Origin of the sequence: Rhizobium album (genome assembly GCF_003122325.1) — a bacterium.
Lineage (GTDB): Bacteria > Pseudomonadota > Alphaproteobacteria > Rhizobiales > Rhizobiaceae > Metarhizobium > Metarhizobium album.
Genome location: NZ_QFBC01000011.1, coordinates 134,763 through 157,535 on the forward strand (window position 1 = coordinate 134,763; position 22,773 = coordinate 157,535).

Consider the following 22,773-nt stretch of genomic DNA (forward strand, 5'->3'; position numbering starts at 1 on the left):
GTCATTTCTGTCTGGAGCGGAGGTAGAGGCCGAGCGAGGCCACAAGGAAGGAGAAGGTCAGCATCATCACGGCGATCGCATTGATCTCCGGCTTGATGCCGCGGCGAAGCATGGCGAAGATGAACATCGGCAGCGTCGTCACGTCGACACCGGCGATGAAATAGGTGATCACCAGGTCGTCCATCGAGATGATGAAGGCGAGCAGCGCGCCGCCCAGGATGCCCGGCATCAGCTGCGGCAGCAGCACGCGGCGGAAGGTCATCCATTCGCTGGCGCCGAGATCGGCGGAGGCATGTTCCAGCGTCCGGTCCATGCCGGCAAGCCGCGCCGAGACGACGATGAAGACGTAGGAAATCAGGAAGGTGCACTGGCCGATGATGATCGTCGCCATGCCGAGATGGATGCCGGCATTGACGAAGAAGATCAAAAGCGCGATGCCGAGAACGATGTCCGGCATCAGCATCGGCATGAACATCGATACCTGATAGAAACGTTTGCCGAGGAAATTGTAGCGATGCATGGCGATGGCGATCGCCGTTCCCAATACGGTCGAGATGGCCGTGGTGGAAGCGGCGATCTTCAGGCTGTTGAAAACGGCGGCGACGAGCTGGTCGGTCGATTCGATATAGAGGGCGCTTTCCGAGATTTTTGTCTTGAAGCCGAGGACCTGGGCATACCATTCGGTGGTGAAACCGCTCCAGACCATCATGTTCACCGGGTTGGCGTTGAACGAATAGACGGCGATCAACACCAGCGGGATGTAGATGAAGGCGAAGAACAGCACCGTGTAGAACGTCATGCCGGCGCGGAAAAGGGTGCGTGCGATTTTCATCATTCCCTCCTCAAGCGGCCGAAGCGGCGAGGTTTCGCCGGCCGGAGACGATGACATAGGCGACGAGCAGCACCAGCATCACCGCCATGACCATCATCGCCAGCGCCGAGCCGAACGGCCAGTTGCGCGCCGAGAGGAACTGCGCCTCGATGAGATTGCCGAGCATCATCACCTTGGCGCCGCCGAGGATGGCCGGCACGACAAAATTGCCGAGTGCGGGAATGAAGACGATCACCGAGCCGGCGAGAATTCCGGGCGCCGTCAGTGGCAGGATGATGCGCAAGAAGCTGCGCACTGGCCCGGCGCCGAGATCGAGCGAGGCCTGCACCAGCCGCCAGTCGAGTTTTTCGATGCTGGCATAGACCGGCATGAACATGAACGGAATGAAGACATAGACCATGCCGAGGATGATGGCGCCGTCCGTATAGATCATCTCCAGCGGCCGGGCGATGACGCCGGCGGACAGCAAGGTCTCGTTGACCAGCCCGGTCGGCCGCAGGATCATCACCCAGACGAACAGCCGTACGATCAGGCTGGAGAAGAAGGGCAGGGTGATGAGGAACAGGCAGAAATTCTTCCACCTGTCCGGCAGGCGGCTGATGTGGAAGGCGGCCGGGTAGCAGACGAGCAGCGTCGCCACCACCGTCAGCGCCGCAATCTTCAGCGAGCGCAGGAAGATGGCGATGTAGACCGGATCGAACTCCTCGAAGGCGGGATCGGCGAAACCGAGGATGCGGCCGAAATTATGCGGGTAAAAACTCCATTCGACGCCGCCGTAAAGGCCGGGCGCCAGGAAGCTGGTCACCACCATGATGCCGAGCGGTATGAGGAAGAAGACCAGCAGGAAGAGGCTGGCCGGCCCTAGCAGCAGCGACAGCTGCCAACGCCTTTGGCTTGCGATGCTCATCAGGCGGCCTTTCTGTCGCGGATCACATGGACGCTTTCGGGATCGTAATACCAGCGCGCCGCGCCGCCCGCTTCCAGCGCGCCGACGGCATGGCGCTCGCCGGCCGGAACCTGGGCCACCAGCCTGCGGCCGGAGCCGGTCCTGCCGAACAGTTCGAAGGACGAGCCGACGAAGACGATCTGCTCCAGCGTGACCTCGATAGCCGGATCGCTGGCGGCACGGGCGGCGAGGAAGAACTGTTCCGGCCGGATCAGCGCCGTCGCCGGCCCCTTGCTGTCGCATTCCCTGTGGCGGAAGGCGGTTCCATCGCTGCCGATGAAGTTTCCGCCGTCGCACCGGCCGTCGAGAAGGTTGCTGGCGCCGATGAAGCTCGCCACGAAAGTACTGACCGGCTGGTCGTAGATGGTGCGCGGCGTATCCAGTTGCTGGATGCGTCCGTCGGCAAGCACCGCCACCCGGTCCGACATGGTCAGCGCTTCCTGCTGGTCGTGGGTGACGAAGATGAAGGTGATGCCGAGTTCGTGCTGCAGGGTCTTCAGTTCAAGCTGCATCGCCTCGCGCAGGTTCTTGTCGAGCGCCGACAGCGGCTCGTCGAGCAGCAGCACCTTCGGCCGTGCGACGATGGCGCGCGCCAGCGCCACACGCTGCTGCTGGCCGCCGGACAATTGCCGCGGCAGCCGTCCTTCCATGCCTTCCAGCCCGACGAGACGCAACACGGCCCGCACCCGTTCGATGCGTTCGGCCCGCGGAACGCCAGCGACTTCAAGCGCATAAGCGGTGTTGTCTCCGACATTCATATGCGGAAACAGCGCGTAATTCTGGAAGACGGTGTTGACCGGGCGCCGGTAGGGCGGCCGATCCGTCATCACTTCGCCGTCGATCTCGATACGGCCGCTGTCGAGCTCCACGAAACCGCTGATCGCCTGCAAGAGCGTGGTCTTGCCGCAGCCGGAGGGTCCGAGGAGGGTGATGAATTCATTGCGGCCGATCTCCAGATCGATGCCGTCCAATGCCCTGACTTGCCTGCCCTCCGGAGTCGAGAAGGCCTTTGCGGCCGAGGTCAGCCGCACGATCGCATCACGCATCATCGTTCCCCAAAATGTTATTAATTTAACTCTTGCGCGTTTTCGGTATGTTGATATCATTTTTTCGTACAAGTCAACGCTCCGAGGGCCAGGGCCTTTCTGCCGGTAGCCGGAGGAGACGAAAATCCGATAAGGGGAACGACAATGACACTTTTCAAAGGTGCCTTCCGGCATCTCGGCCTCGTTGCGCTGACGGTGATGGCCCTGCCGGCCGCCACGGCGCTTGCCGAAGAACTCAACATCTACAACTGGGGCGAATACATCAATCCGGCCGTGCTGCAGAAGTTCGAGGAGGAGACCAAGATCAAGGTCAACCTCTCGACCTATTCCTCGAACGAGGAAATGTTGGCCAAGATCCAGGGCGGCGCCACCGGCTACGACATCGTCTTTCCGTCGGTCCACATGCAGGACATCATGGCCAAGCTCGATCTCCTGGAAAAGACCAACATCAATACCTATGAAGGTTTCAAGAACATCGATCCGCAGTTCCTGCGCGCCAAGAGCGACCCGAACGGCGAATATTGCCTGCCCTACGCCTTCGGCACGGTCGGCATTCTTTATAACCGCAAGGTGCTCGGCAAGGACATCATCGGCTGGAAGGATCTGATCGAGACGGTGAAGGCGAAGAACCTCAAGTTCACCCTGCTCGACGACATGCGCGAAGTGCTGGGCGTCGGCCTGATGCTGAATGGCCACGCCGTCAACTCGACCGATCCCGGCGAACTGCAGCAGGCTGCCGATACGGTCATCGCCATGAAGCCTTATGTCGCGGCCTTCACATATGATTCCCGCCCGATGGTGCAGTCCGGCGACATCGCCGCGGCGCATTTCTTCGTCGGCGCCATGATCGACGTCTTCGGCAACCCGAAGGATCTCGGCTACGTCATCCCGGAAGAGGGTGCGACCATGTACCAGGAGGACATGTGTATCCTCAAGAGCGCGCCGAACAAGGACAACGCCCTGAAATTCATGCAGTTCTACACCAAGCCGGAAATCGCCGCGCTCAACGTCTCGCAGCAGACGAACGGCACGGCCAACGTGCCGGCGCGGCAATTGACGCCCGACAACATCAAGAATAGCACGGAGATCAATCCGACCGACGAGACCATGAAGCGGCTGCAGATCTTCGAAGATCTCGGCGCCGGCCTGCGCCAGTTCGATCGGGCATGGACAAAGGTCAAGACGGCGCAGTAAAGCCAACGGCTTCCTCCGCCCGGTTTCCGGGCGGAGCTTTCGGGGGGAAAGAATTGGCGAAGGAAATCCTCGCTCGGCTGCAGAGCGCCGAGATGCGCAAGTCGAAATCCGACAAGCTCATTGCAAACTACATCGAACGCAACCTGGCCGAACTGCCTTTCGAAACCGCCAAATCGATTGCCGCCCGCCTCGACATCTCGCAGATGACGGTCGGCCGTTATCTGCGGCGGCTGGGGTTCGACGGGCTGGACGATCTCAAGGCGGTGCTCCGGCGCGGGCGCTCCAATCCCGCCTGGCAGGTCAAGGGGTCGATGGACCGCTTCCAGCAGGACATCAAGGACGGCAAGCTTTTGGCCGGCCTCGTCCAGCAGCAGATCGACAATCTCGGAATGATCTACGAGCTCAGCACCAAGGTGGAATGGCAGCAGGCGATCGAGGCGCTGATATCGGCAAGCGAAGTCCATGTCGCCGCCTACCAGAATGTTCGCGGCATCGCGCAATATTTCGCCTCCCAGCTTTCCTATACGCGCCCGCGCGTCACTTTCGTCGATGGCTTGAACGGCACCTACGCCGAAGTGCTCGACGGCTCGGTGGAGGGCCGGGTGCTGTTCCTCCACGATGTTCGCCGCTTTGCGTCCAAGGCCCGGCCGCTGGCGGAAGAAGCCCGCCGCGCCGGCGTCAAGGTGGTCCTCCTGACCGACGAGTTCTGCCCCTGGGCCGACGAAGTGTCCGATATCGCGCTTGTCGTGCCCGGCTCGCACGGCCCGCTCTGGGACGGCGCCGCCACCATGACCGCCGTCATGGACCTGATGCTGTCCAACATCATCGTGCTGATGGGCGAGCGGGTGGATGAGCGGGTGCAGGTGCTGACCCGCCTGCAGGACGTGTTCGGCGACTTCGAGAGCTGAAGCCGCCGTTTCGAAGGCGATCAGCCGCGGATGACCTCTTCGGCCGCCAGCGCGACGGAAAGCAGGTGTTCATCGGTATGGGGCAGTCCCGACAGCAGGCATCCCACCGGCATCGCCGCATCGCCCGTGCCGCAGGGAATGGAAACACCGCACCAATCGAGGAAATTGCCGATCTGCGTGTTGCGCAGCGTCTTGCCGTTCATCTTGAAGAACAACTCGTCGTCGGCGATCAGCGGCGCCGTCAATGGCGCGACATGCGGCAGCGTCGGTGCGACGAGGATGTCTCCTTGGGCAACGCTGGCGGCCATCGCGGCGATCATCCGCTCGCGGGTGTCGAGGATGTCGATATAATCGGCCATCGCCGTCTTTTCGCCGAGCCGCGTGCGGGCAACGACGCGTGGGTCCATGCCGGCCGCATCGTCGTCAGCCAGCCGTTGCCGGTGCAGCGCGAAGGCCTCGGCAGTGACCAGCGGTCCCTTGGCTGCGATCAGGTCGAAGATTTCGGCAAAGATCGGAAAGGCCTGCCGGCGGATTTTTGCACCGGCCTTTTCCAGCCGGCGGACCGTCGCCTCGAATGCTACGGCCACCCCGTCCTCGATGCCGTCGAAAAACACCGTTTCCGGCACCACCAGCGACAGCCCCGAAAGCGTTTTCCGGGCGATGGCGGGCGCCGCTTGCCCGCGCATCGCCGCATCGACCCAGATGGCATCCTGCACCGTGCGGCACAATGGCCCCAGCGCATCGAGGCTTTTCGCCAGCGGGAAGACGCCATGCATGCAATAGCGGCCGCGGGTCGCCTTGTAGCCGACGATGCCGTTGAAGGCGGCGGGGATGCGGATCGAACCACCCGTATCGGTGCCCATGGCGACGGGCACCAGCCCGGTGGCGACGGCGACCCCGGCTCCGGCCGAGGAGCCGCCTGGAATGCGGGCGCCGTCCTTGGAAACGGGGTTCTGCGGCGTTCCGTAATGCGGATTGATGCCGATGCCGGAGAAGGCGAACTCGCTCATATTGGTGCGGCCGACCGACACCATGCCCGCTGCCTTCAGCGCCGAAACCACAGCGGCGTCGGCGCTTGCCGGCGCATTTTTCGCCAGCACCGTCGATCCTGCCGTGGTCACCAGGCTTTCGAGGTCGAAAAGATCCTTCCAGGCGATGGGAACGCCGTCGAGAAACCCGAGCGAACGTCCTTCGCGAAGCCGCTTTGCCGCCGCCTCGGCTTCGGCAAGCGCCCGCTCCGGGGTCAGGCTGATGAAAATCGCCTGGTCCGGATGGCGGCCGATGGCATCGAGCGTCTCTTCGGCAAGCGCGCGGGGATCGAGCGCGCCGCTCTGGAGCAACACCGAAAGCTGCGCTGCGGATTTACCAAGTGCGGTCATCTCAACTCCTCTTGCAGCGGCGGCGAAAGGCGCGCGCAAAACCTGTTGCCAGGCGTTTCAACAGAACAGGCACCGGCCCGTCAACAGCAAAGAGGTCGGCAAGCGATGTTGCTTCGGCGGAACTCCTTCTATGACGCCGCTGACGCCGGCAGTTCCAGATCGGTCCGACACCACGCCTCCACCTGCGGCGAAGCGATCGGCGGCGAGAAGAGGTAACCCTGCCCGAAATCGCACCCGTAGGTCTGCAACTGCCGCAGTTGTTCCGGCGTTTCGATGCCTTCGGCGACCACCGCCATTCCGAGCGCATGGGCAAGGCCGATCAGGGCGCGGATGATGGCACGCTCCTGGCCGTAACCCATGCGCGACACAAAACTGCGATCGATCTTGATGCGATTGATCGGAAACCGGCCGAGATGGGAAAGCGAAGCATATCCCGTGCCGAAATCATCGAGCGCGATGGAAAAGCCGGCGGCGCGAAGCTGCCGCAAGGTTATCGCCAGCTCGTCGCCATCGTCGTCCAGCAGGATGTTTTCCGTCAGTTCGATTTCGAGGTCCTGCGGGAACAGACCATGGCGGCGTACGGCGGTTTCCAGCATGGAGACGAAACCCCGGTGGCGGATCTGGGCCGAAGCGATGTTGATGGCGACGGTGCCGACGCCAAACCCTTTCAGCCGGAGATTGCGCATCGCCTGCAGCGTCTTGTCGATCACCAGCCTGCCGAGCTCGACAATCAACCCGTGCTCCTCGGCGATGGGAATGAATTCGGCCGGGCCGATCTGCCGTCCGTCATGCGTCCAGCGGGCGAGCGCCTCGAAACCGGCGAATGCGCCGTCCGAAAGCATGAATTGCGGCTGCATCGCCACGTCGATGCGACCAGTGGCGATGGCGGTCGCCAGGGCATTGGACAGCCTGCGGCGCTGGGCGGCGTGCGCCCGCATCGCCCGGGAATAGATGCGGAACGTGCCCCGGCCTTCCGCCTTGGCGCGGTAGAGCGCCATGTCCGCCTTGCGCAGCAAGGCTTCCAGGGTGTGGCCGTCCTGCGGGAAACGGGCAATGCCGAGGCTGAGTTTCGGGGTGATCGTTCGCCGCTGGATGGGGACGGGACGCTGGATTGCCGCCAGCAGCCGGCGGGCGATGTCGCAGCAATCCTCCTTGCGGGCAATCTGCGGGATCACCACGGCAAATTCGTCGCCGCCGAGCCGCACCACCGTATCCTGTCGCTGCACCGCCTCGGTCAGTCGCCCGGCAACGGCAAGCAGCAGCGCGTCGCCGGCGGCATGGCCCATGCTGTCGTTGATCTGTTTGAAGCCGTCGAGGTCCAGCACCATCAGCAGGCCGCCAGTGCTGCCGCGCCGGCTGCAAGCAACCGCGTCCGCCAACCGCTGCTCCAGGACAGAACGATTGAGCAGGCCGGTCAGAGGATCGTGCTCGGCGAGAAACTTGATCGCCGATTCCGAGCGTTTGAGCTCGGTGATATCGGTGCGTGTACCGACGACGTAGCCGGAGGAAGAGCGGCGCTCCCGGATCTGGATCCAGCGGCCGTCGGACAACTCCTGGACCACACGTTTTCCCGGATTGCGATGATCGCGCAGGCGCGCGCGCAGCCAGGCATTGCCGGCCTCCTCGCTCTTGCGCGGCAGGGCATATTGGCCGTTTTCGTAACCGGCGCGCAGGATGCTCTCGAAATCGGCGCCGATCCTGATCGCATCGGCCGAGCGGGCATAAAGATTGGCATAGGCCTGATTATAGAACACCAGGCGGTCGGTCGTGTCGAATGCGGCGATGCCATCGGGCACGGTCTCGATGACGTCGGTCAGCAATGCCTCCGCTTCGCGCCGCCGCACCACCTCTTCCTGCAGCGCCTGTTCGGCGGCCTTGCGTTTGGTGATGTCGTAGCGGATCGATACATAGGCATCGATCCGCCCTTCCGCGCCGATCATCGGCACGATGGTGGTATCGACCCAATAGAGATTGCCGCCTTTCGTGCGGTTGCAGATCTCGCCATGCCAGACCTCGCCCTTTGAGATGGTCGACCACAGGCCCGAGAAGAAATCCCTGGAATGATGCCCCGAGTTGACGAGGCTATGGGGATGGCCAAGCAACTCGTCTTCGGCATAACCGCTGACGGCGCAGAACTGGTTGTTGACGTAGAGAATGCGGCTTCGCCGGTCGGTGATGGCGACGATGGCATGCTTGTCAAGCGCTGTCTGATAGGCGTTCAGCAATTCCTTCAGCTGCAGGCTTTCCCGATCGGCGCCGGGCGGCGCCACGGTTGCGGCCGCGGGCCGACCAACCTTGCGCAGCATCTCGACGATCGCCCGCCCCGCCGGCTGCAGTCCGGCGCCGGATGAGCCACCGGGATTTCCGGGCGGTCGGGCATCGTCCGGCAACGGATGCGGCATGTCTTCCATTGACAACTCCAATAGCGAGGATATCAATTAATTTATGCTAATATACACCGCTGCCTTACATTGCGGTTAAGGCTTGGTTTACCATCGCCGGCTATCAAAAGGTGATGGGCGGAGAAGACTCGAGGCTGGCCAATTGATGGAATGCGATTTCGCAAGCGCGCCTTTGCGCAACAAAATACTGACCTCCATCCAGCCGGCTGCCCAGGAGTTCTTCCGCACCCATGCGCAGAAGCGAAAAATGAACACCGGCGATGTGATTTTCGAGGACGGCGGGCTCGTCAGCCATGCCGTGTTCCCGCACGAAGGTGTCGTCTCGATCATCGCCGAGATGGAAAACGGGCGCAGCGTCGAAAAATCCTCGATCGGGCCGGAGGGTTTCCTCGGTTTCACCCTGATCATGGGCGGCGGCAATGCGCTTGGCCGCTCGGTGGTGCAGGTTCCCGGCTATGCTTCCTGGGTGACCATCGCCGATCTCGACGTCGCTCTCGGCAAATTCCAGTGCGTGCGCGAGATCATGCTGCGTTATGCCAAGTCGCATACAGTGCAACTGATGGAATCGGTCGCCTGCAACAGCCTGCATACCGCCGAGCAGCGTGTCGCGCGCTGGCTGCTGCATACGCACGACCGGGTCGAAGGCGACACCTATTACCTGACCCAGGAGGCGATCGCTCGGCTGCTCGCGCTGCGCCGCGCAACTGTCAACGCCATCTGTACCGACCTGATGAACGCTGGCGCGATCTCCTACCATCGCGGTTCGCTCCGCATCACCGACCGTCAGACGCTGCACGACCGTGCCTGCGAGTGTTATGACCGTATCCGCCGGGCTTCCCTGTAAAGGGAGGCTGGAGACACGCAAGGTCATCGGCCGTCCGCCGTTTGTCGCACGCGCACTCATGCCACCAGCGCCTCCGGCATGCCTGACGGTCCCGTCAGCATCCGGAAACGGCCGACCAGCGCGGCGAGTGCTTCGGCTTCCTGCGCCAAGGTTCCGCTGGCGGTGCTGTTCTGCTCGATCATGGCGGCATTCTGTTGCGTCGCCTGGTCGATCTGGTCGACCGCCGAAGAAATTTCATCGATGCTGTCGGCCTGGGTGCGGGTCGATCCGGCGATATCGGCCACCAGGCCGTCCATCTGGTGCATGGCCGTGGCGATGCCGGCGAGGCATTCGCGCGTTTCCCCGACAAGTCGGACGCCGTCGGAAACCTGGTTCGAACTTGTGTTGATCAACGCCGCGATTTCCTTGGCTGCTTCCGCCGATCGCTGCGCAAGCGCCCTCACTTCCTGGGCGACGACGGCAAAGCCCTTGCCGGCTTCCCCGGCGCGGGCGGCCTCGACACCGGCGTTCAAAGCCAGCAGGTTGGTCTGGAAGGCGATCTCGTCGATGACCTTGATGATCTGCGCCATCTTGCGCGAGGAAACGTCGATCTCACCGATGGCGGAAACGGTCCGGCCGGCCAGGGACGCACCGGCATCCGACCGGCTGCGGATTTCCGTGACAGTGCGGGCGGCCTCCTTGGCACTCGCCGTGGTCATCCGGATCGCCGCTGCCAGTTCTCCGATCGCCGCCACCGTTTCTTCGAGGGCGGCTGCCTGCCTTTCGCATTGCCGGCTGGCCGTCGCCGAGCTTGCGGCGATTTCCGCAGCGCCGTTGCGAACATTGTCGGACGCGTGGTTGACGGCAGTAATGACCCTGCGGAGGCTTTCCACCGTGCCGTTGAAATTTTTCACCAGGCGATCCGATTTCGCCGATAGCGCAGCCCCGACCGTGACGCCCAGATCGCCTTCGGCAAGCCGCAGCAATGCGGCTGCAACCTGCTCCAGCGAGTCCGCTTGCTGCCTTTCTGCCAGCTGACGGCGCTCTTCGAGCCGGTCGAGATAGACCGAAATCGCCAGTTCCATGTCGAGCAAGGCGGCCTTGACCAGCACCGCGATTTCCTCCGCAAGGCTTTGCCTGGTGTACTCATGCTGGCCGCGGTTGAAGAAGCCGCGTTTTTCGGGCGCCTCGGCGCCGAGGATGATCGCCTTGACCAGCTGGTCGAGCACAAGGGCATATCCTCCGATATACCATTGCGGCTCAAGGCCGATGCGGGCGTGAACGGCGCCGATGGTCCTGACGGCCTCGAGATAGGTCGGCGCGTATTCGCCGCTGAGGATCAACGTCCAATGATCCTGCTGCTTCCGGCTGGACACTGCGGCATGGCGGTCGTCGGTAAAGAAATGGCTTGTCTGCGGCGTGGCGCGCACCTTCCTGTAGAACAGACCGAGCGCCGCGCCGATATGCTGCTCGACGCGCGGGGCGATCGTTTTGAGGGTCTGCCGTTGGGCCGGGCCAAGGCCGATGAAGTCCAGTCGTGTCTGCAATTCCTCACTTGCTGTGTCACCCATCGCCATTGCTCTTCCCCGCCCTTTTTGGATAAATGCACGCTATCGTTCGTACGGTATCGTGCATTTAAGTGGTTAACGTCAAGTTACCTGAGAGACGGTCGGGGCGGCAAAACGAACATGACTTGCGGTTTTTCAATTTTGGCGAAAAGAATCCGCAAACACCTGGAGCAGAAACCAGAACGCTCGCCTGGAATGCAATCCAGGCGAGTGTTTTGTCGTGTTGAGCTTGAAGGAGGCGGTCAGCGGCCGATCATCGGAAGAAGATCGGTGATAGACTTCTTTGCGTCTCCATAGAACATGCGGGTGTTGTCCTTGTAGAAGAGCGGGTTCTCGATACCGGAATAACCGGTGCCCTGGCCGCGCTTGGAGACGAACACCTGCTTCGCTTTCCAGACCTCCAGCACCGGCATACCGGCAATCGGGGAGTTGGGATCTTCCTGGGCGGCCGGGTTGACGATGTCGTTGGAGCCGATGACGATGACGACGTCGGTGTTGGGGAAGTCGTCGTTGATCTCGTCCATCTCCAGCACGATGTCGTAGGGCACCTTGGCCTCGGCGAGCAGCACGTTCATGTGGCCCGGCAGGCGGCCGGCCACCGGATGGATGGCGAAGCGGACGTTCTTGCCGCTGGTACGCAGCTTGCGCGTCAGTTCGGAGACGGCCTGCTGCGCCTGTGCCACCGCCATGCCATAACCCGGCACGATGATGACGCTGTCGGCCTCGTTGAGGGCGGCGGCGACGCCTTCGGCATCGATCGCCACCTGCTCGCCGGTGATCTCCATCGCCGGCCCTGTCGTCGTGCCGAAGCCGCCGAGGATGACCGAGATGAAGGAACGGTTCATCGCCTTGCACATGATGTAGGAGAGGATCGCACCCGAAGAGCCGACCAGCGCGCCGGTGACGATCAGCAGGTCGTTGCCGAGCGTGAAGCCGATGGCGGCGGCTGCCCAGCCGGAATAGGAATTCAGCATCGACACCACCACCGGCATGTCGGCGCCGCCGATGCCCATGATCAGGTGGTAGCCGATGAAGAAGGCGGCAAGCGTCATCAGCACCAGCGTCCAGACGCCGGCGCCGTTGAAATACAGGATGAGCAGTGCGAGCGAGAGAATGGCCGCGCCGGCATTGAGCAGATGGCCGCCGGGCAGCTTCTTCGCCTTGCCGTCCACCTTGCCGGCGAGCTTGCCGAAAGCGATGACGGAGCCGGTGAAGGTGACGGCGCCGATGAAGACGCCGAGGAACACCTCGATCTTCATGATCGACAGTTCGACCGCGTCCTTGTGGGCCAGGATGGCGGCAAAGCCGGTGAGCGCCGAACGTCCGGCCTCGTCGAGACCGGCGACATGCGCCGCCTCGAGATGGGCGTTGAAGCCGATGAACACGGCGGCAAGGCCGACGAAGCTATGCAGCGCGGCCACGAGCTGCGGCATCTCCGTCATCTGCACGCGGGCAGCGACGTAATATCCCAGCACCGCGCCGCCGGCGATCATCAGGAGAATGATGAACCAGTTGCCGACGCCGGGGGCAAACACCGTGGCGATGACGGCAAGCGCCATACCTGTCATGCCGTACCAGACGGCACGCTTGGCGCTTTCCTGGCCGGAAAGACCGCCGAGGGAAAGGATGAAAAGAACTGCTGCCGCGATATAGGCAGCCGAAACGATACCGATCGTCATGAGAATCTTCCCCTCCCCGATCAAGACTTCTGGAACATGGCAAGCATGCGCCGGGTGACGAGAAAGCCGCCGACGATATTGACCGTTGCGATCAGCACCGAAAGGGCGGCCAGGACGATGACGAGCCAACTGCCCGAGCCGATCTGCAGCAGGGCACCGAGGATGACGATGCCGGAGATGGCGTTGGTGACGGCCATCAGCGGCGTATGCAGCGAATGCGACACGTTCCAGATGACCTGGAAGCCGACGAAGCAGGCGAGCGCGAAGACGATGAAATGGCTCATGAAGGCCGAAGGCGCATAGGCGCCGACGAGCAGCAGCAGCGCCGTGCCGATGGCGAGCAGGAGGACCTGGTTCTTGGTCTGCTTCCTGAATGCGGCGACTTCCTGTGCGCGCTTTTCGGCCGCGGTCGGTTCCTTGACCTTCTCCTGACGCTTCTGGGCGGCGATCGCCTGGATCTTCGGCGGCGGTGGTGGATAGGTGATGGCGCCCTGATGGGTGACGGTGGCGCCGCGAATGACGTCGTCTTCCATGTTGTGGACGATCGTGCCGTCCTTGGCGGGCGTCAGGTCGGTCATCATATGGCGGATGTTGGTGGCGTAGAGCGTCGAGGACTGCGCTGCCATGCGGCTCGGGAAATCGGTGTAGCCGATGACGATGACACCGTTCTCCGAGACGATGCGCTGGTCGGGTACCGTCAGGTCGCAGTTGCCGCCGCGTTCGGCGGCGAGATCGACCACCACCGATCCGGGTTTCATCGCCGCGACCATATCGGCCAGCCAGAGTTTTGGCGCGTCACGGCCGGGGATCAGTGCGGTGGTGATGACGATGTCCATTTGCGGGGCGAGCTCGCGGAATTTTGCAAGCTGCTTCTCGCGGAATTCGGGCGAGGACGGCGCGGCATAGCCGCCGGTTGTGGCCCCATCCTGCACGCCGCCGTCAAAATCGAGATAGACGAACTCGGCGCCCATCGATTCGATCTGCTCGGCCACCTCGGGGCGAACGTCGAAGGCATAGGTCTGGGCGCCGAGCGAAGTGGCGACGCCGATGGCGGCAAGGCCGGCGACGCCGGCGCCGATGACCAGCACCTTGGCCGGCGGCACCTTGCCGGCGGCGGTCACCTGCCCGGTGAAGAAGCGGCCGAAATTGTTGCCGGCCTCGATGACGGCGCGGTAGCCGGCGATGTTGGCCATCGACGACAGCGCGTCCATCTTCTGGGCGCGCGAAATGCGCGGCACCATGTCCATGGCGACGACGGTTGCGCCCCTGTTTTTCGCCTGCTCCAGAAGATCGGGATTCTGTGCGGGATAAAAGAAGGAGACCAGCGTTTTCTCCGGCGACAGGCGATCGACCTCGCCGGCCACCGGCGGACGGACCTTGGCGATCACGTCGGCGGATGCGAAAAGTATAGCGGGATCCTCCACCACCGTCACGCCTGCCGCTCGATAATCCTCATCGGAAAAACCGGCAGCCGATCCGGCGCCGCTTTCGATGAGGCACGCGTATCCGAGTTTCTGCAATTGCACGGCGCTGTCGGGTGTCATCGCGACACGCGCTTCTCCGGGGTAAAGTTCTTTCGGTGTCCCGATCTTCATTTGTCCACTTTCAGAGGGAGATCTTCATGAAAAGAGCGACGGCCATACCTCCCAGCACGGAATGCTCCGCGAGTTTGCTACTACACATTCGACCGGAAATTAAAGGACTAACCGCGCCTTATCCCAAGGCATGACCGGAAAATCGGCATTCTCTTGCCTGTTTGCCCTGTGAAATGTCGCTTGCGGACAAGCGAAGCGGCAAATGGTAGCACGGTGACGGCTGCGCCCTTGCCATCTCAGGCTTGCACCGCCTATAGGAGGCATATTAAGGATATCTGATATCCCTGAATGCCGGAGACGGACGTGAACCTCAAGAGCCAAGTCGAATGGGCGCTTCATTGCTGCGCGATCCTGTGCGCGCTGCCGGCGGACAAATATCTGTCGACCAAGGCCCTGGCGGAATTCCACGGCGTTCCCAAGGAGTATCTTTCGAAGGCGCTCCAGGCCCTGTCGCAGGCCGGTCTCGTCCATACCACGCTTGGACCGACGGGCGGCTATCGCCTGGCGCGAAAACCGGCCGATATCACCTTCCTCGAGATCGTCGAGGCCGTGGAAGGCAAGGAAAGAACCTTCATCTGCAACAATATCAGGGCCAACAATCCCTGTCGGCCGAAGGATTTCTGCGACGTCAAGCCCTGCGCGGTCGCCCGCGTGATGTGGCAGGCCGACAAGGCCTGGCGCGACACCCTGTCGGCTGCCACGCTTGCCGATCTTCTCGACACCTTGCAGGTCGATGTGCCGGCCGATCAACTGGCAAGCACGGCGCAATGGGTTCTCAAGCGCGCCGGATGAGAGCGAGGCAAACCGTCAAGGACCCGTCCGGCATGTGGCTGGACAGGTCCTTGACGCTGCCGATGCGGTGCGGGCGATGCCGCCCGGCCTGTCTGTCAGTTGAGGTCCACCTTGTCGAGGCCGTAGGCTTTGTCGAGGGAGCCGGGAACGGCGCGGAAGGCGACGCCGGCGCGGTTCCAGGCATTGATCGTCATCACCACGAATGTCAGGTCGGCGATCTCCTTGTCGGAAAACTGGCTGCGCACCACCTCATAGACCTCGTCGGAGACACCTTCTGGCGCGATGCGCGTCAAGGCCTCGGTCCAGGCGAAGGCGGCCCGCTCCCGGTCGCTGAAAAGAGGCGATTCCCGCCAGACGGCGACATGGTGCAGCCGCAGTTCGCGCTCGCCCTGCAGCCGTGCCTGCTTGACATGCATGTCGAGGCAGAAGCCACAGCCATTCAGCTGCGAAGCGCGGATTTCCACCAGAGGGATCAGGCTCTTTTCGATCGAACCCTTCTTCATCGCCAGCGACAGGTCGACGAGCTTCTGGAACAGGTCGGGAGATTGGGCGGCATAATCGAGGCGGCGGCTCATGTCTTTGCTCCTTTAATTGAGGATATCATTTATCCTTATGGATATAAAATATCCGTAATTAAAATGACGTCAAGCGACCTTTTGAATGTCGCGTCTTTGGCCGGTGGCGAGCCCACCCGGAAGAAAACGGCCGGCGCGCGGCTATGAGGGAAGAAGGGTGTCGAAACCTTGTGCGGCCAGGCGTTTGACGGCCTTCTTGTCGAACGAGACGAAGGTTTCCGCCCCAAGCCATTTTCCGTCGAAGGCGATGACGCCGTCTGCGAAGTCGCCGCCCGCTTCGAGAACGGAGAGCCCGGCCTCGATCGCCGGCCGGTTGGCAACGACATTGCGGATGCTCAGGATGCCGCGGATCGCCGCGGCGATGTCGCCGCGCGGCGCACCGTAATGTCGATCCAGCACCCATGAGAACTCACAGAGAGCATGAACGCTGATCGCCACCGTTTCCGCCGCTTCGAGAACGTCGAGCGCACTTTTCTGCTGCGCCTCGTCGTCGCCGACGATCAGGCGCAGCAAGATGTTGGTGTCGAGATTGACCTTCACGTATCCGCAAGTCCGCGCATGCCGGACGCCGCGCCGGCCTCGGCGATCGCGTCGTTGATCTCCTCGATGGAGAGCTGGGCGCCATTGGTCTTGCCTTTCAGGAAACCCTGCAGCTCATGCCAGGACCCTTGCGGCTGGTCGGCCCTGAGTACGGCGCGGCCATCGGGAAGAAGGTCGAGCCGGATCTTGTCGCCGGGCTGAATTCCCAGGTGCTTGAGCACATCTTTTCGAAAGGTGACCTGACCCCTTGTCGTGACCGTCAATGTCGTCATGATCTCGTCTCCAGCTGTCGAACAAGTAATGCAAGATTGCATTATTTTCAAGGCGAACCCGAACCGCTTCAGCTGTCCTGCAGCCTGTAGCCGACACCTGTTTCCGTCAGGATGTAGCGCGGCTGGTCCGGCGCCTTCTCGATCTTCTGGCGAAGCTGGCGCACGTAGACGCGCAGATATTGCACGTCGGTCAGGCCGTCCCAGACCTGCTCCAGCAGAAAGCGGTGGGTCAGCACCTTGCCGGCATGCTGCACCAGAACACGCAGGATGTCGTATTCCTTCGGCGAAAGTTTCACTTCCTTGCCTTCGACCTTGACGATGCGCCGGACGAGATCGACGGAGAGGTCACCGGTCTGGAACACCGGCTTCTCCCCTTGCGTCTGCAACCGGTGCCTGAGGGCGACGCGGATGCGGGCGACGAGTTCGTTCATGCCGAAAGGTTTGGTGATGTAGTCGTCGGCGCCGAGTTCCAGGGCCTTGACGATGCCCGTCTCGTCGGTGCGGCTGGACAGGATGACGATCGGCAGCGTCACGCCTTCCCCCCGCCATCTGGCGAGCAGGTCGTGGCCCGATATGTCCGGCAGGCCGAGGTCGAGGATCACCAGGTCCGGCTTGTCGTCTGCGAGGAGCTGTATCGCCACCTTGGCATTCATCGCTTCGCTGACGGCGTAGTCCTGTGTCGACAATCCGACACGCAGCAGCCTGCGGATCGGCGGTTCGTCGTCGACGATCAGAATGCGGACGGTTGAGTTGGTCATTCCTGATCTCCAAGCACAGGCGGAACCGGCGGGACCGGCATCCGGATCGTGAAGACGGCGCCTTGATGGTCCGTCCGGTTGCCGGCACGGATCGATCCGCCCATGGCTTCGACGAAGCCGCGGCAGATCGACAGGCCGAGGCCGGTGCCGGCATGCACATGATCCGTTTTGCGCACCCGGTAGAAGCTGTCGAAGATCCGCTCCAGATCATCGGGCGGAATGCCCGGCCCCTCGTCGGAAACGGAGAGAAAGACACTGCCGCTCTGCAGCCAGACGCGGATGCCGATCGGCGTCGTCGCCGGCGAATATTTGGCGGCATTGTCGATGAGATTGAACAGGACCTGCTCGAAAAGAACCGGATCGACTTTCAGCATCGGCAGGTCGGAGGGTATGGCGAGGTCCATCCGGTGTCCGCCGGTAATTTTTGCGGCGCGTGCCAGTGCCGTCCCGACGATGTCGCCGACGAAGTGGAGACCATAGTTCGGTTCCATGGCGCCGGAGCCGATGCGCGTCATGTCCAGCAGGTTCGAAATGAAACGGTTCAGCCGCTCGGACTCCTCGATGATCGTCGACAGCAGGTCGTTGCGGGCATCGACGGGAATGTCGTCGGCAAAATCCTTCAGCGTGCCGGCGGAACCCATGATGGCGGCGAGCGGTGTTTTCAGGTCATGCGAGATCGAGGTCAGAAGCGCGGTGCGCAGGCGGTCCGTCTCGGCGGTGAGTTTTGCCTTTTCCACGTCGGAGACGAGCTGGATACGCTCGATCGCCAGGGCAGCCTGGTCCGCCAGCGCCGTGAAGAGGCGCTGCTGTTCCGGCGTCAGCAGCGGACCCTGCTTGTCGTTGGAGAGCCCGACGACGCCGATGGCGCCGCTGCCGGTGCGCAGGGGCAGATAGAGGCGAGCGGCACCGGGTAGCGTGTCCGCCCCGCGCCCGGCCGGTCGGTTGTGATCCCACGCCCAATGGGCAGCGGCGATATCGGCATTCGCAAGCGTATCGTCCGGCGGATAACCGGCCTTGACAGCGATGGTATCGCCTTCCGGCAGCAGGATGACGACCTTGACCTTCAGCATCGAGGCGATATGGAATGCCGTCGCCCACAACACGTCGTCCATCGTGCCGGTGCCGGCCAGCTTTTTCGAGAAAAGATAAAGATCTTCGGTGGTCCGTGCCCTGGCGCGCGCCGCCGCCGCCTGCCGCTGTACCGCCGCCGTCAGGTTGGAAGCGACCAGTGCGACGCCGAGGTAGAAGAGCAGCGCCACGAGGCTTTCCGCATCGCGGACGGTGAGCGTGTAGCGCGGCTCCAGGAAGAAGAAGTTGAAGGAGAAGGCGCCGAGCAGCGAGGCGAACAAGGCCGGTCCCAGTCCGCCGCGCACGGCGGCGGCCAGCACGGCCATGAGAAACACCAGCGCCAGGTTGCGGACATCGAGCGCCTGGTCGAGAACGACACCGGCGACGATCGCCAGCCCGACGAAGGCGAGGCTCTTGAGATAGGGCAGCAAACGCTGCCGCGGCGGCCCGGCCGCCGGTCTTACGCTTTGACGCGGATCCTGGTCCTTGCTGTGGCCGGAAATGACGTGGACGCTGATATCGCCGGCATGGTCGATAAGCTCATGCGTCAGCGACCGCTGCAACAGCCGCCGCCACCACGATCTCCTGGGACGCCCGATGATGACATGGGTGAAATTGTTGGCGTTGGCGTAGGTGATGATCTCGCGGGTCAGGTCGAGCGCCGGCAGCGTCACGGTTTCGCCGCCGAGCTGCTGGGCGAGCCGCATGCTGTCGGCCAGCCGGTCCTTGTCGGCTTCGGAGAGCTGCAGCGAGCGTGGCGTATCCAGGTGCAGGGCGGTCCAGGGCGCCCGCAGCCGATCCGCCTGCCGGCGGGCATAGCGCACCAGCGCGGCGCCGTTCGGGCCATGATCGAGGCACAGCAGCACCCGGTCTCCGGCAGCCCACGGCCCGGCGATGGCATGCGATTGCATGTGATTGAGCAGTTGCTCGTCGACCCGCTGGGCGGTGCGCCGGAGGGCAAGCTCCCGGAGCGCCGTCAGGTTTCCGCGGGAAAAATAGTTCTCGATTGCCCGCTTGGCCGTCCGCGGCATGTAGACCTTGCCGTCCTGAAGCCGCTTGATCAGGTCGTCGGGGGTTATGTCGATGATCTCGACGTCGTCGGCGCGGTCGATGATCGAATCCGGCACCGTTTCGCGCACGCGGATGCGGGTGATCTGCGCCACGACGTCGTTGAGGCTCTCGACGTGCTGGATGTTCAGCGTCGTATAGACGTCGATCCCATGGTCGAGGATTTCCTGCACGTCCATGAACCGTTTGGGATGGCGGCTGCCGGCGGCATTGGTATGCGCCAGTTCGTCGACCAGCACCAGCGCCGGGCGGCGCTGCAGGATGGCGTCGAGGTCCATCTCGTCGAGAGAATGACCATGGTAATCGATCATCTTGCGCGGGATGATCTCGAAGCCGTCCGTCAGCGCTTCCGTTTCCCGGCGCCCGTGCGTTTCGACGACGCCGATCACCACGTCGATGCCGTCCGCCAGCCGCGCCCGGCCGGACATCAGCATCTCGTAGGTCTTGCCGACACCCGGTGCCGCGCCGAGAAAAATCTTCAGCCTGCCGCTCGTTTCGCGCTCGGCGTTTTCGAGAAGGGCATCGGGGGACGGCCGGCTGTTTGTCTCTCTGCTGTCGTCAGGCATCGCAAGCGCCTACAAGAGGGGGTGCCATGGCTTCCGTGTGGAACCATAGGTCATTTCGGTTCACGAACGCGGCGCGTCAAGGGCCATGTTGATGGCGAGCACGTTGACCACGGGTTCGCCGAGGAAGCCGAGCTCGCGGGCCTCGACATGCCGGTCGACAAGGGCGCGGACCGCTGCCTCATCCATGCCCCGCGCCTTGGCGACGCGGGCGACCTGGAAATAGGCGGCGTCCGGCGAGATATGCGGATCGAGGCCGCTGCCCGATGCCGTCACCAGGTCGACCGGAACCGTGGCATTCGGATTGTTCGCCCTGGCGGCCTCGTAGTCGCTCCTGACGCGGTCGATCAGCTTCCGGCTGGTCGGGCCGAGGTTGGAACCGGACGAGGCGGCCGCATTGTAGCCGTCGCCGGCTGCCGAGGGGCGGCCGTGGAAATACCGGTCGCCGGTGAAGACCTGGCCGATGAGGCTTGAGCCGACCACCTGCCCGTCCTTTTCCACCAGGCTGCCATTGGCCTGCGCCGGCAGAAGCGCCTGGGCGATTCCGGTCATGCCCAGAGGATAGATGAGGCCGGTGATCGCCGTCGTGGCGAGGAGCAGGACGATGGCGGGGCGAAGTTGCTTGAGCATTGTTTCTACTCCTTATGCGAGGCCGAGCGTCGTGATGACGACGTCGATCGCCTTGATGCCGATGAAGGGAACGATGATGCCGCCGAGGCCGTAGACGAGCAGGTTGCGCGACAGGAGCGCACCGGCGCCGACGGCCCGGTATTTCACGCCTTTGAGCGACAGCGGGATCAGCGCGATGATGATCAGCGCGTTGAAGATGATCGCCGAGAGGATGGCGCTTTCCGGCGTGGCGAGACCCATGATGTTGAGCACGCCGAGCTGCGGATAGAAGGCCAGGAACATCGCCGGGATGATGGCGAAATATTTGGCGATGTCGTTGGCGATCGAAAAGGTCGTCAGCGCGCCGCGGGTCATCAACAGTTGCTTGCCGATCTCGACGATCTCGATGAGTTTCGTCGGGTCCGAATCGAGGTCGACCATGTTGCCGGCTTCGCGGGCGGCCACGGTGCCGGTGTTCATGGCGACGCCGACATCGGCCTGGGCGAGTGCCGGCGCGTCGTTGGTGCCGTCGCCGCACATGGCGACGAGCTTGCCCTTGGCCTGTTCCTCGCGGATCAGCTGCAGCTTGTTTTCCGGTGTCGCCTGGGCGAGGAAATCGTCGACACCCGCCTCGGCGGCGATGGCGGCGGCCGTCATCGGGTTGTCGCCGGTGATCATCACGGTGCGGATGCCCATGCGGCGCAACTCGGCGAAGCGTTCGCGAATGCCGCCCTTGACGATATCCTTCAACTGGATGACGCCGAGCAGCTTGTCGTCACGGGCGACGGCGAGCGGCGTGCCGCCGGCCTTGGCGATGTCTTCGGCAATGCCGCGCAGTTCGCGGATCTCTTCGGTTTCGGCTTTCTGCGCCACGGCGACGTTGCCCGCGGCGGGCATCGGGTCGCCGCTGACATAAGCGAGGATGGCATCGACCGCGCCCTTGCGGATGGAGGAGCCATCGAGATCGACGCCGCTCATGCGGGTCTGGGCGGTAAACGGCACGAAGCTCGCCTGCAGGCTCTGCATGTCGCGGGCGCGGATGCCGTATTTTTCCTTGGCCAGCACGACGACGGAGCGGCCTTCCGGCGTCTCGTCGGCGAGCGAAGCAAGCTGGGCGGCATCGGCGAGGTCCTGCGCGGTCACGCCGCGCGCCGGGCGGAATTCCGTCGCCTGGCGGTTGCCGAGCGTGATCGTGCCGGTCTTGTCGAGCAGCAGCGTGTCGACGTCGCCGGCGGCTTCCACCGCGCGGCCGGACATGGCGAGCACGTTGAAGCGCACGAGGCGGTCCATGCCGGCGATACCGATGGCCGACAGCAGCGCACCGATCGTCGTCGGGATGAGCGTCACGAACAGGGCGACGAGCACGATGATCGGGATCGAGCCGCCGGCATAGGCGGCAAAGCTCGGGATCGTCGCCGTGGCGAGCACGAAGATCAGCGTCATGCCGGCAAGCAGGATGTTCAGCGCGATCTCGTTCGGCGTCTTCTGGCGTTCCGCCCCTTCGACGAGCGAAATCATGCGATCGAGGAAGGTGGAGCCGGCTGCGGCGGTGATGCGCACGCGGATCCAGTCGGACAACACCTGCGTACCGCCGGTGACGGCCGAGCGGTCGCCACCGGATTCGCGGATCACCGGGGCGGATTCACCTGTTATCGCCGCTTCGTTGACGGAGGCGACACCCTCGATCACCTCGCCGTCGGAGGGGATGATCTCGCCGGCCTCGACGAGGACGACGTCGTTGACCTTGAGGCTGGTGCCCGGCACCATCTTGTACTGGCTGCGGTCCGTGCCGGCCAGAAGCTTGGCCTGGGTTTCGGTGCGTGTCTTGCGCAGCGAATCCGCCTGGGCCTTGCCGCGGCCTTCAGCGACGGCCTCGGCGAAATTGGCGAAGAGTACGGTGAACCACAGCCAGATGTTGATCTGCAGGGAGAAGCCGAGATTGCCGCTGCCGGCCACCAGGTCGCGAATGAAGAGCACGGTCGTCAGGACCGAGACCGTCGCCACGACGAACATGACGGGGTTGCGGGCAAGCGTGCGGGGATTGAGCTTGGTGAAAGCTGCACCCACGGCCGGGATGAGAATGCGAGAATCCAGGATGCTCGCAGATTTTAACTGGCTCATAAGAAGCTCCAGTGGTGAAAGAGAGGGCGACCGGT

The 22,773-nt window shown here is 63.1% G+C and carries 19 protein-coding genes; 4 read left to right on the forward strand and 15 right to left on the reverse strand.

The window, feature by feature from the left end:
* Window position 1: 1 nt before the first annotated feature.
* Genes DEM27_RS21505 through DEM27_RS21515 form a run of 3 tightly spaced genes read right to left on the reverse strand, consistent with a single transcriptional unit; the run spans window position 2 to window position 2,824 of the window.
* Complete coding sequence (locus tag DEM27_RS21505; protein WP_109460383.1) at window positions 2-832, reverse strand: ABC transporter permease; 831 nt, start codon at window positions 830-832, stop codon at window positions 2-4.
* Window positions 833-842: 10 nt separating this feature from the next.
* Entirely contained in the window at window positions 843-1,739 is an 897-nt protein-coding gene (locus DEM27_RS21510; protein WP_109460304.1) for an ABC transporter permease, read from the reverse strand.
* The gene (locus DEM27_RS21515) at window positions 1,739-2,824 is read right to left on the reverse strand and encodes an ABC transporter ATP-binding protein (RefSeq protein ID WP_109460384.1); all 1,086 of its coding nucleotides are present in this window, start codon (window positions 2,822-2,824) and stop codon (window positions 1,739-1,741) included. The genes DEM27_RS21510 and DEM27_RS21515 overlap by 1 nt, the downstream gene beginning before the upstream one ends.
* Before the next feature lie 144 nt (window positions 2,825-2,968).
* On the opposite strand from DEM27_RS21515, the gene DEM27_RS21520 reads away from it, so the two are divergent.
* Both DEM27_RS21520 and DEM27_RS21525 read left to right on the forward strand, forming a co-directional pair.
* Entirely contained in the window at window positions 2,969-4,018 is a 1,050-nt protein-coding gene (locus DEM27_RS21520; protein WP_109460305.1) for a polyamine ABC transporter substrate-binding protein, read from the forward strand.
* 53 nt (window positions 4,019-4,071) lie between these two features.
* Entirely contained in the window at window positions 4,072-4,926 is an 855-nt protein-coding gene (locus DEM27_RS21525) for a MurR/RpiR family transcriptional regulator (protein ID WP_109460306.1), read from the forward strand.
* A 20-nt stretch (window positions 4,927-4,946) separates the two neighbouring features.
* On the opposite strand, the gene DEM27_RS21530 is transcribed toward DEM27_RS21525, so the two are convergent.
* Together DEM27_RS21530 and DEM27_RS21535 are read right to left on the reverse strand one after the other, a co-directional pair.
* Window positions 4,947-6,305 carry an amidase gene (locus tag DEM27_RS21530; RefSeq protein ID WP_109460307.1) on the reverse strand — a complete coding sequence of 453 codons (1,359 nt, stop codon included), beginning with the start codon at window positions 6,303-6,305 and terminating at the stop codon, window positions 4,947-4,949.
* 128 nt (window positions 6,306-6,433) lie between these two features.
* Window positions 6,434-8,716, reverse strand: coding sequence for a sensor domain-containing protein (locus DEM27_RS21535; RefSeq protein WP_109460308.1), 2,283 nt, complete (start codon window positions 8,714-8,716; stop codon window positions 6,434-6,436).
* A gap of 163 nt (window positions 8,717-8,879) precedes the next feature.
* Here DEM27_RS21535 and DEM27_RS21540 point away from each other — a divergent pair, with 163 nt between their 5' ends.
* Window positions 8,880-9,551: a Crp/Fnr family transcriptional regulator gene (locus DEM27_RS21540; protein ID WP_245446002.1), complete on the forward strand. Its 672-nt coding sequence runs from the start codon at window positions 8,880-8,882 to the stop codon at window positions 9,549-9,551.
* A 56-nt stretch (window positions 9,552-9,607) separates the two neighbouring features.
* Here the strand turns inward: DEM27_RS21540 and DEM27_RS21545 are convergent, their stop codons facing one another.
* The 3 genes from DEM27_RS21545 to DEM27_RS21555 all read right to left on the reverse strand — a co-directional run bounded on the left by DEM27_RS21545 (window position 9,608) and on the right by DEM27_RS21555 (window position 14,372).
* Window positions 9,608-11,101 carry a globin-coupled sensor protein gene (locus DEM27_RS21545; RefSeq protein ID WP_165823522.1) on the reverse strand — a complete coding sequence of 498 codons (1,494 nt, stop codon included), beginning with the start codon at window positions 11,099-11,101 and terminating at the stop codon, window positions 9,608-9,610.
* Window positions 11,102-11,340: 239 nt separating this feature from the next.
* Entirely contained in the window at window positions 11,341-12,777 is a 1,437-nt protein-coding gene (locus DEM27_RS21550) for an NAD(P)(+) transhydrogenase (Re/Si-specific) subunit beta (RefSeq protein WP_109460311.1), read from the reverse strand.
* Window positions 12,778-12,797: 20 nt separating this feature from the next.
* Entirely contained in the window at window positions 12,798-14,372 is a 1,575-nt protein-coding gene (locus DEM27_RS21555) for a Re/Si-specific NAD(P)(+) transhydrogenase subunit alpha (protein WP_109460312.1), read from the reverse strand.
* A gap of 303 nt (window positions 14,373-14,675) precedes the next feature.
* On the opposite strand from DEM27_RS21555, the gene DEM27_RS21560 reads away from it, so the two are divergent.
* On the forward strand, window positions 14,676-15,164 hold the full coding sequence (locus tag DEM27_RS21560) for an RrF2 family transcriptional regulator (RefSeq protein ID WP_109460385.1): 489 nt from the start codon (window positions 14,676-14,678) through the stop codon (window positions 15,162-15,164).
* 95 nt (window positions 15,165-15,259) lie between these two features.
* On the opposite strand, the gene DEM27_RS21565 is transcribed toward DEM27_RS21560, so the two are convergent.
* The 7 genes from DEM27_RS21565 to kdpB form a co-directional block, all read right to left on the reverse strand.
* A complete protein-coding gene (locus tag DEM27_RS21565) occupies window positions 15,260-15,739 on the reverse strand; it encodes a carboxymuconolactone decarboxylase family protein (protein ID WP_109460313.1) in 480 nt (159 codons plus the stop codon).
* Between the two features lie 141 nt (window positions 15,740-15,880).
* Window positions 15,881-16,279, reverse strand: a complete 399-nt coding sequence (locus tag DEM27_RS21570) for a type II toxin-antitoxin system VapC family toxin (RefSeq protein ID WP_109460314.1) — start codon at window positions 16,277-16,279, stop codon at window positions 15,881-15,883.
* Window positions 16,276-16,551, reverse strand: coding sequence for an AbrB/MazE/SpoVT family DNA-binding domain-containing protein (locus DEM27_RS21575; RefSeq protein WP_109460315.1), 276 nt, complete (start codon window positions 16,549-16,551; stop codon window positions 16,276-16,278). The genes DEM27_RS21570 and DEM27_RS21575 overlap by 4 nt, the downstream gene beginning before the upstream one ends.
* A gap of 68 nt (window positions 16,552-16,619) precedes the next feature.
* Window positions 16,620-17,309 (reverse strand): response regulator transcription factor, encoded by a 690-nt coding sequence (locus tag DEM27_RS21580; RefSeq protein WP_109460316.1) that lies wholly within the window; start codon window positions 17,307-17,309, stop codon window positions 16,620-16,622.
* On the reverse strand, window positions 17,306-20,011 hold the full coding sequence (locus DEM27_RS21585; RefSeq protein ID WP_109460317.1) for a sensor histidine kinase: 2,706 nt from the start codon (window positions 20,009-20,011) through the stop codon (window positions 17,306-17,308). The genes DEM27_RS21580 and DEM27_RS21585 overlap by 4 nt, the downstream gene beginning before the upstream one ends.
* 60 nt (window positions 20,012-20,071) lie before the next feature.
* Complete coding sequence (kdpC, locus tag DEM27_RS21590) at window positions 20,072-20,638, reverse strand: potassium-transporting ATPase subunit KdpC (RefSeq protein ID WP_109460318.1); 567 nt, start codon at window positions 20,636-20,638, stop codon at window positions 20,072-20,074.
* A 12-nt stretch (window positions 20,639-20,650) separates the two neighbouring features.
* The gene (kdpB, locus tag DEM27_RS21595; protein ID WP_109460319.1) at window positions 20,651-22,738 is read right to left on the reverse strand and encodes a potassium-transporting ATPase subunit KdpB; all 2,088 of its coding nucleotides are present in this window, start codon (window positions 22,736-22,738) and stop codon (window positions 20,651-20,653) included.
* Window positions 22,739-22,773 lie beyond the last annotated feature (35 nt).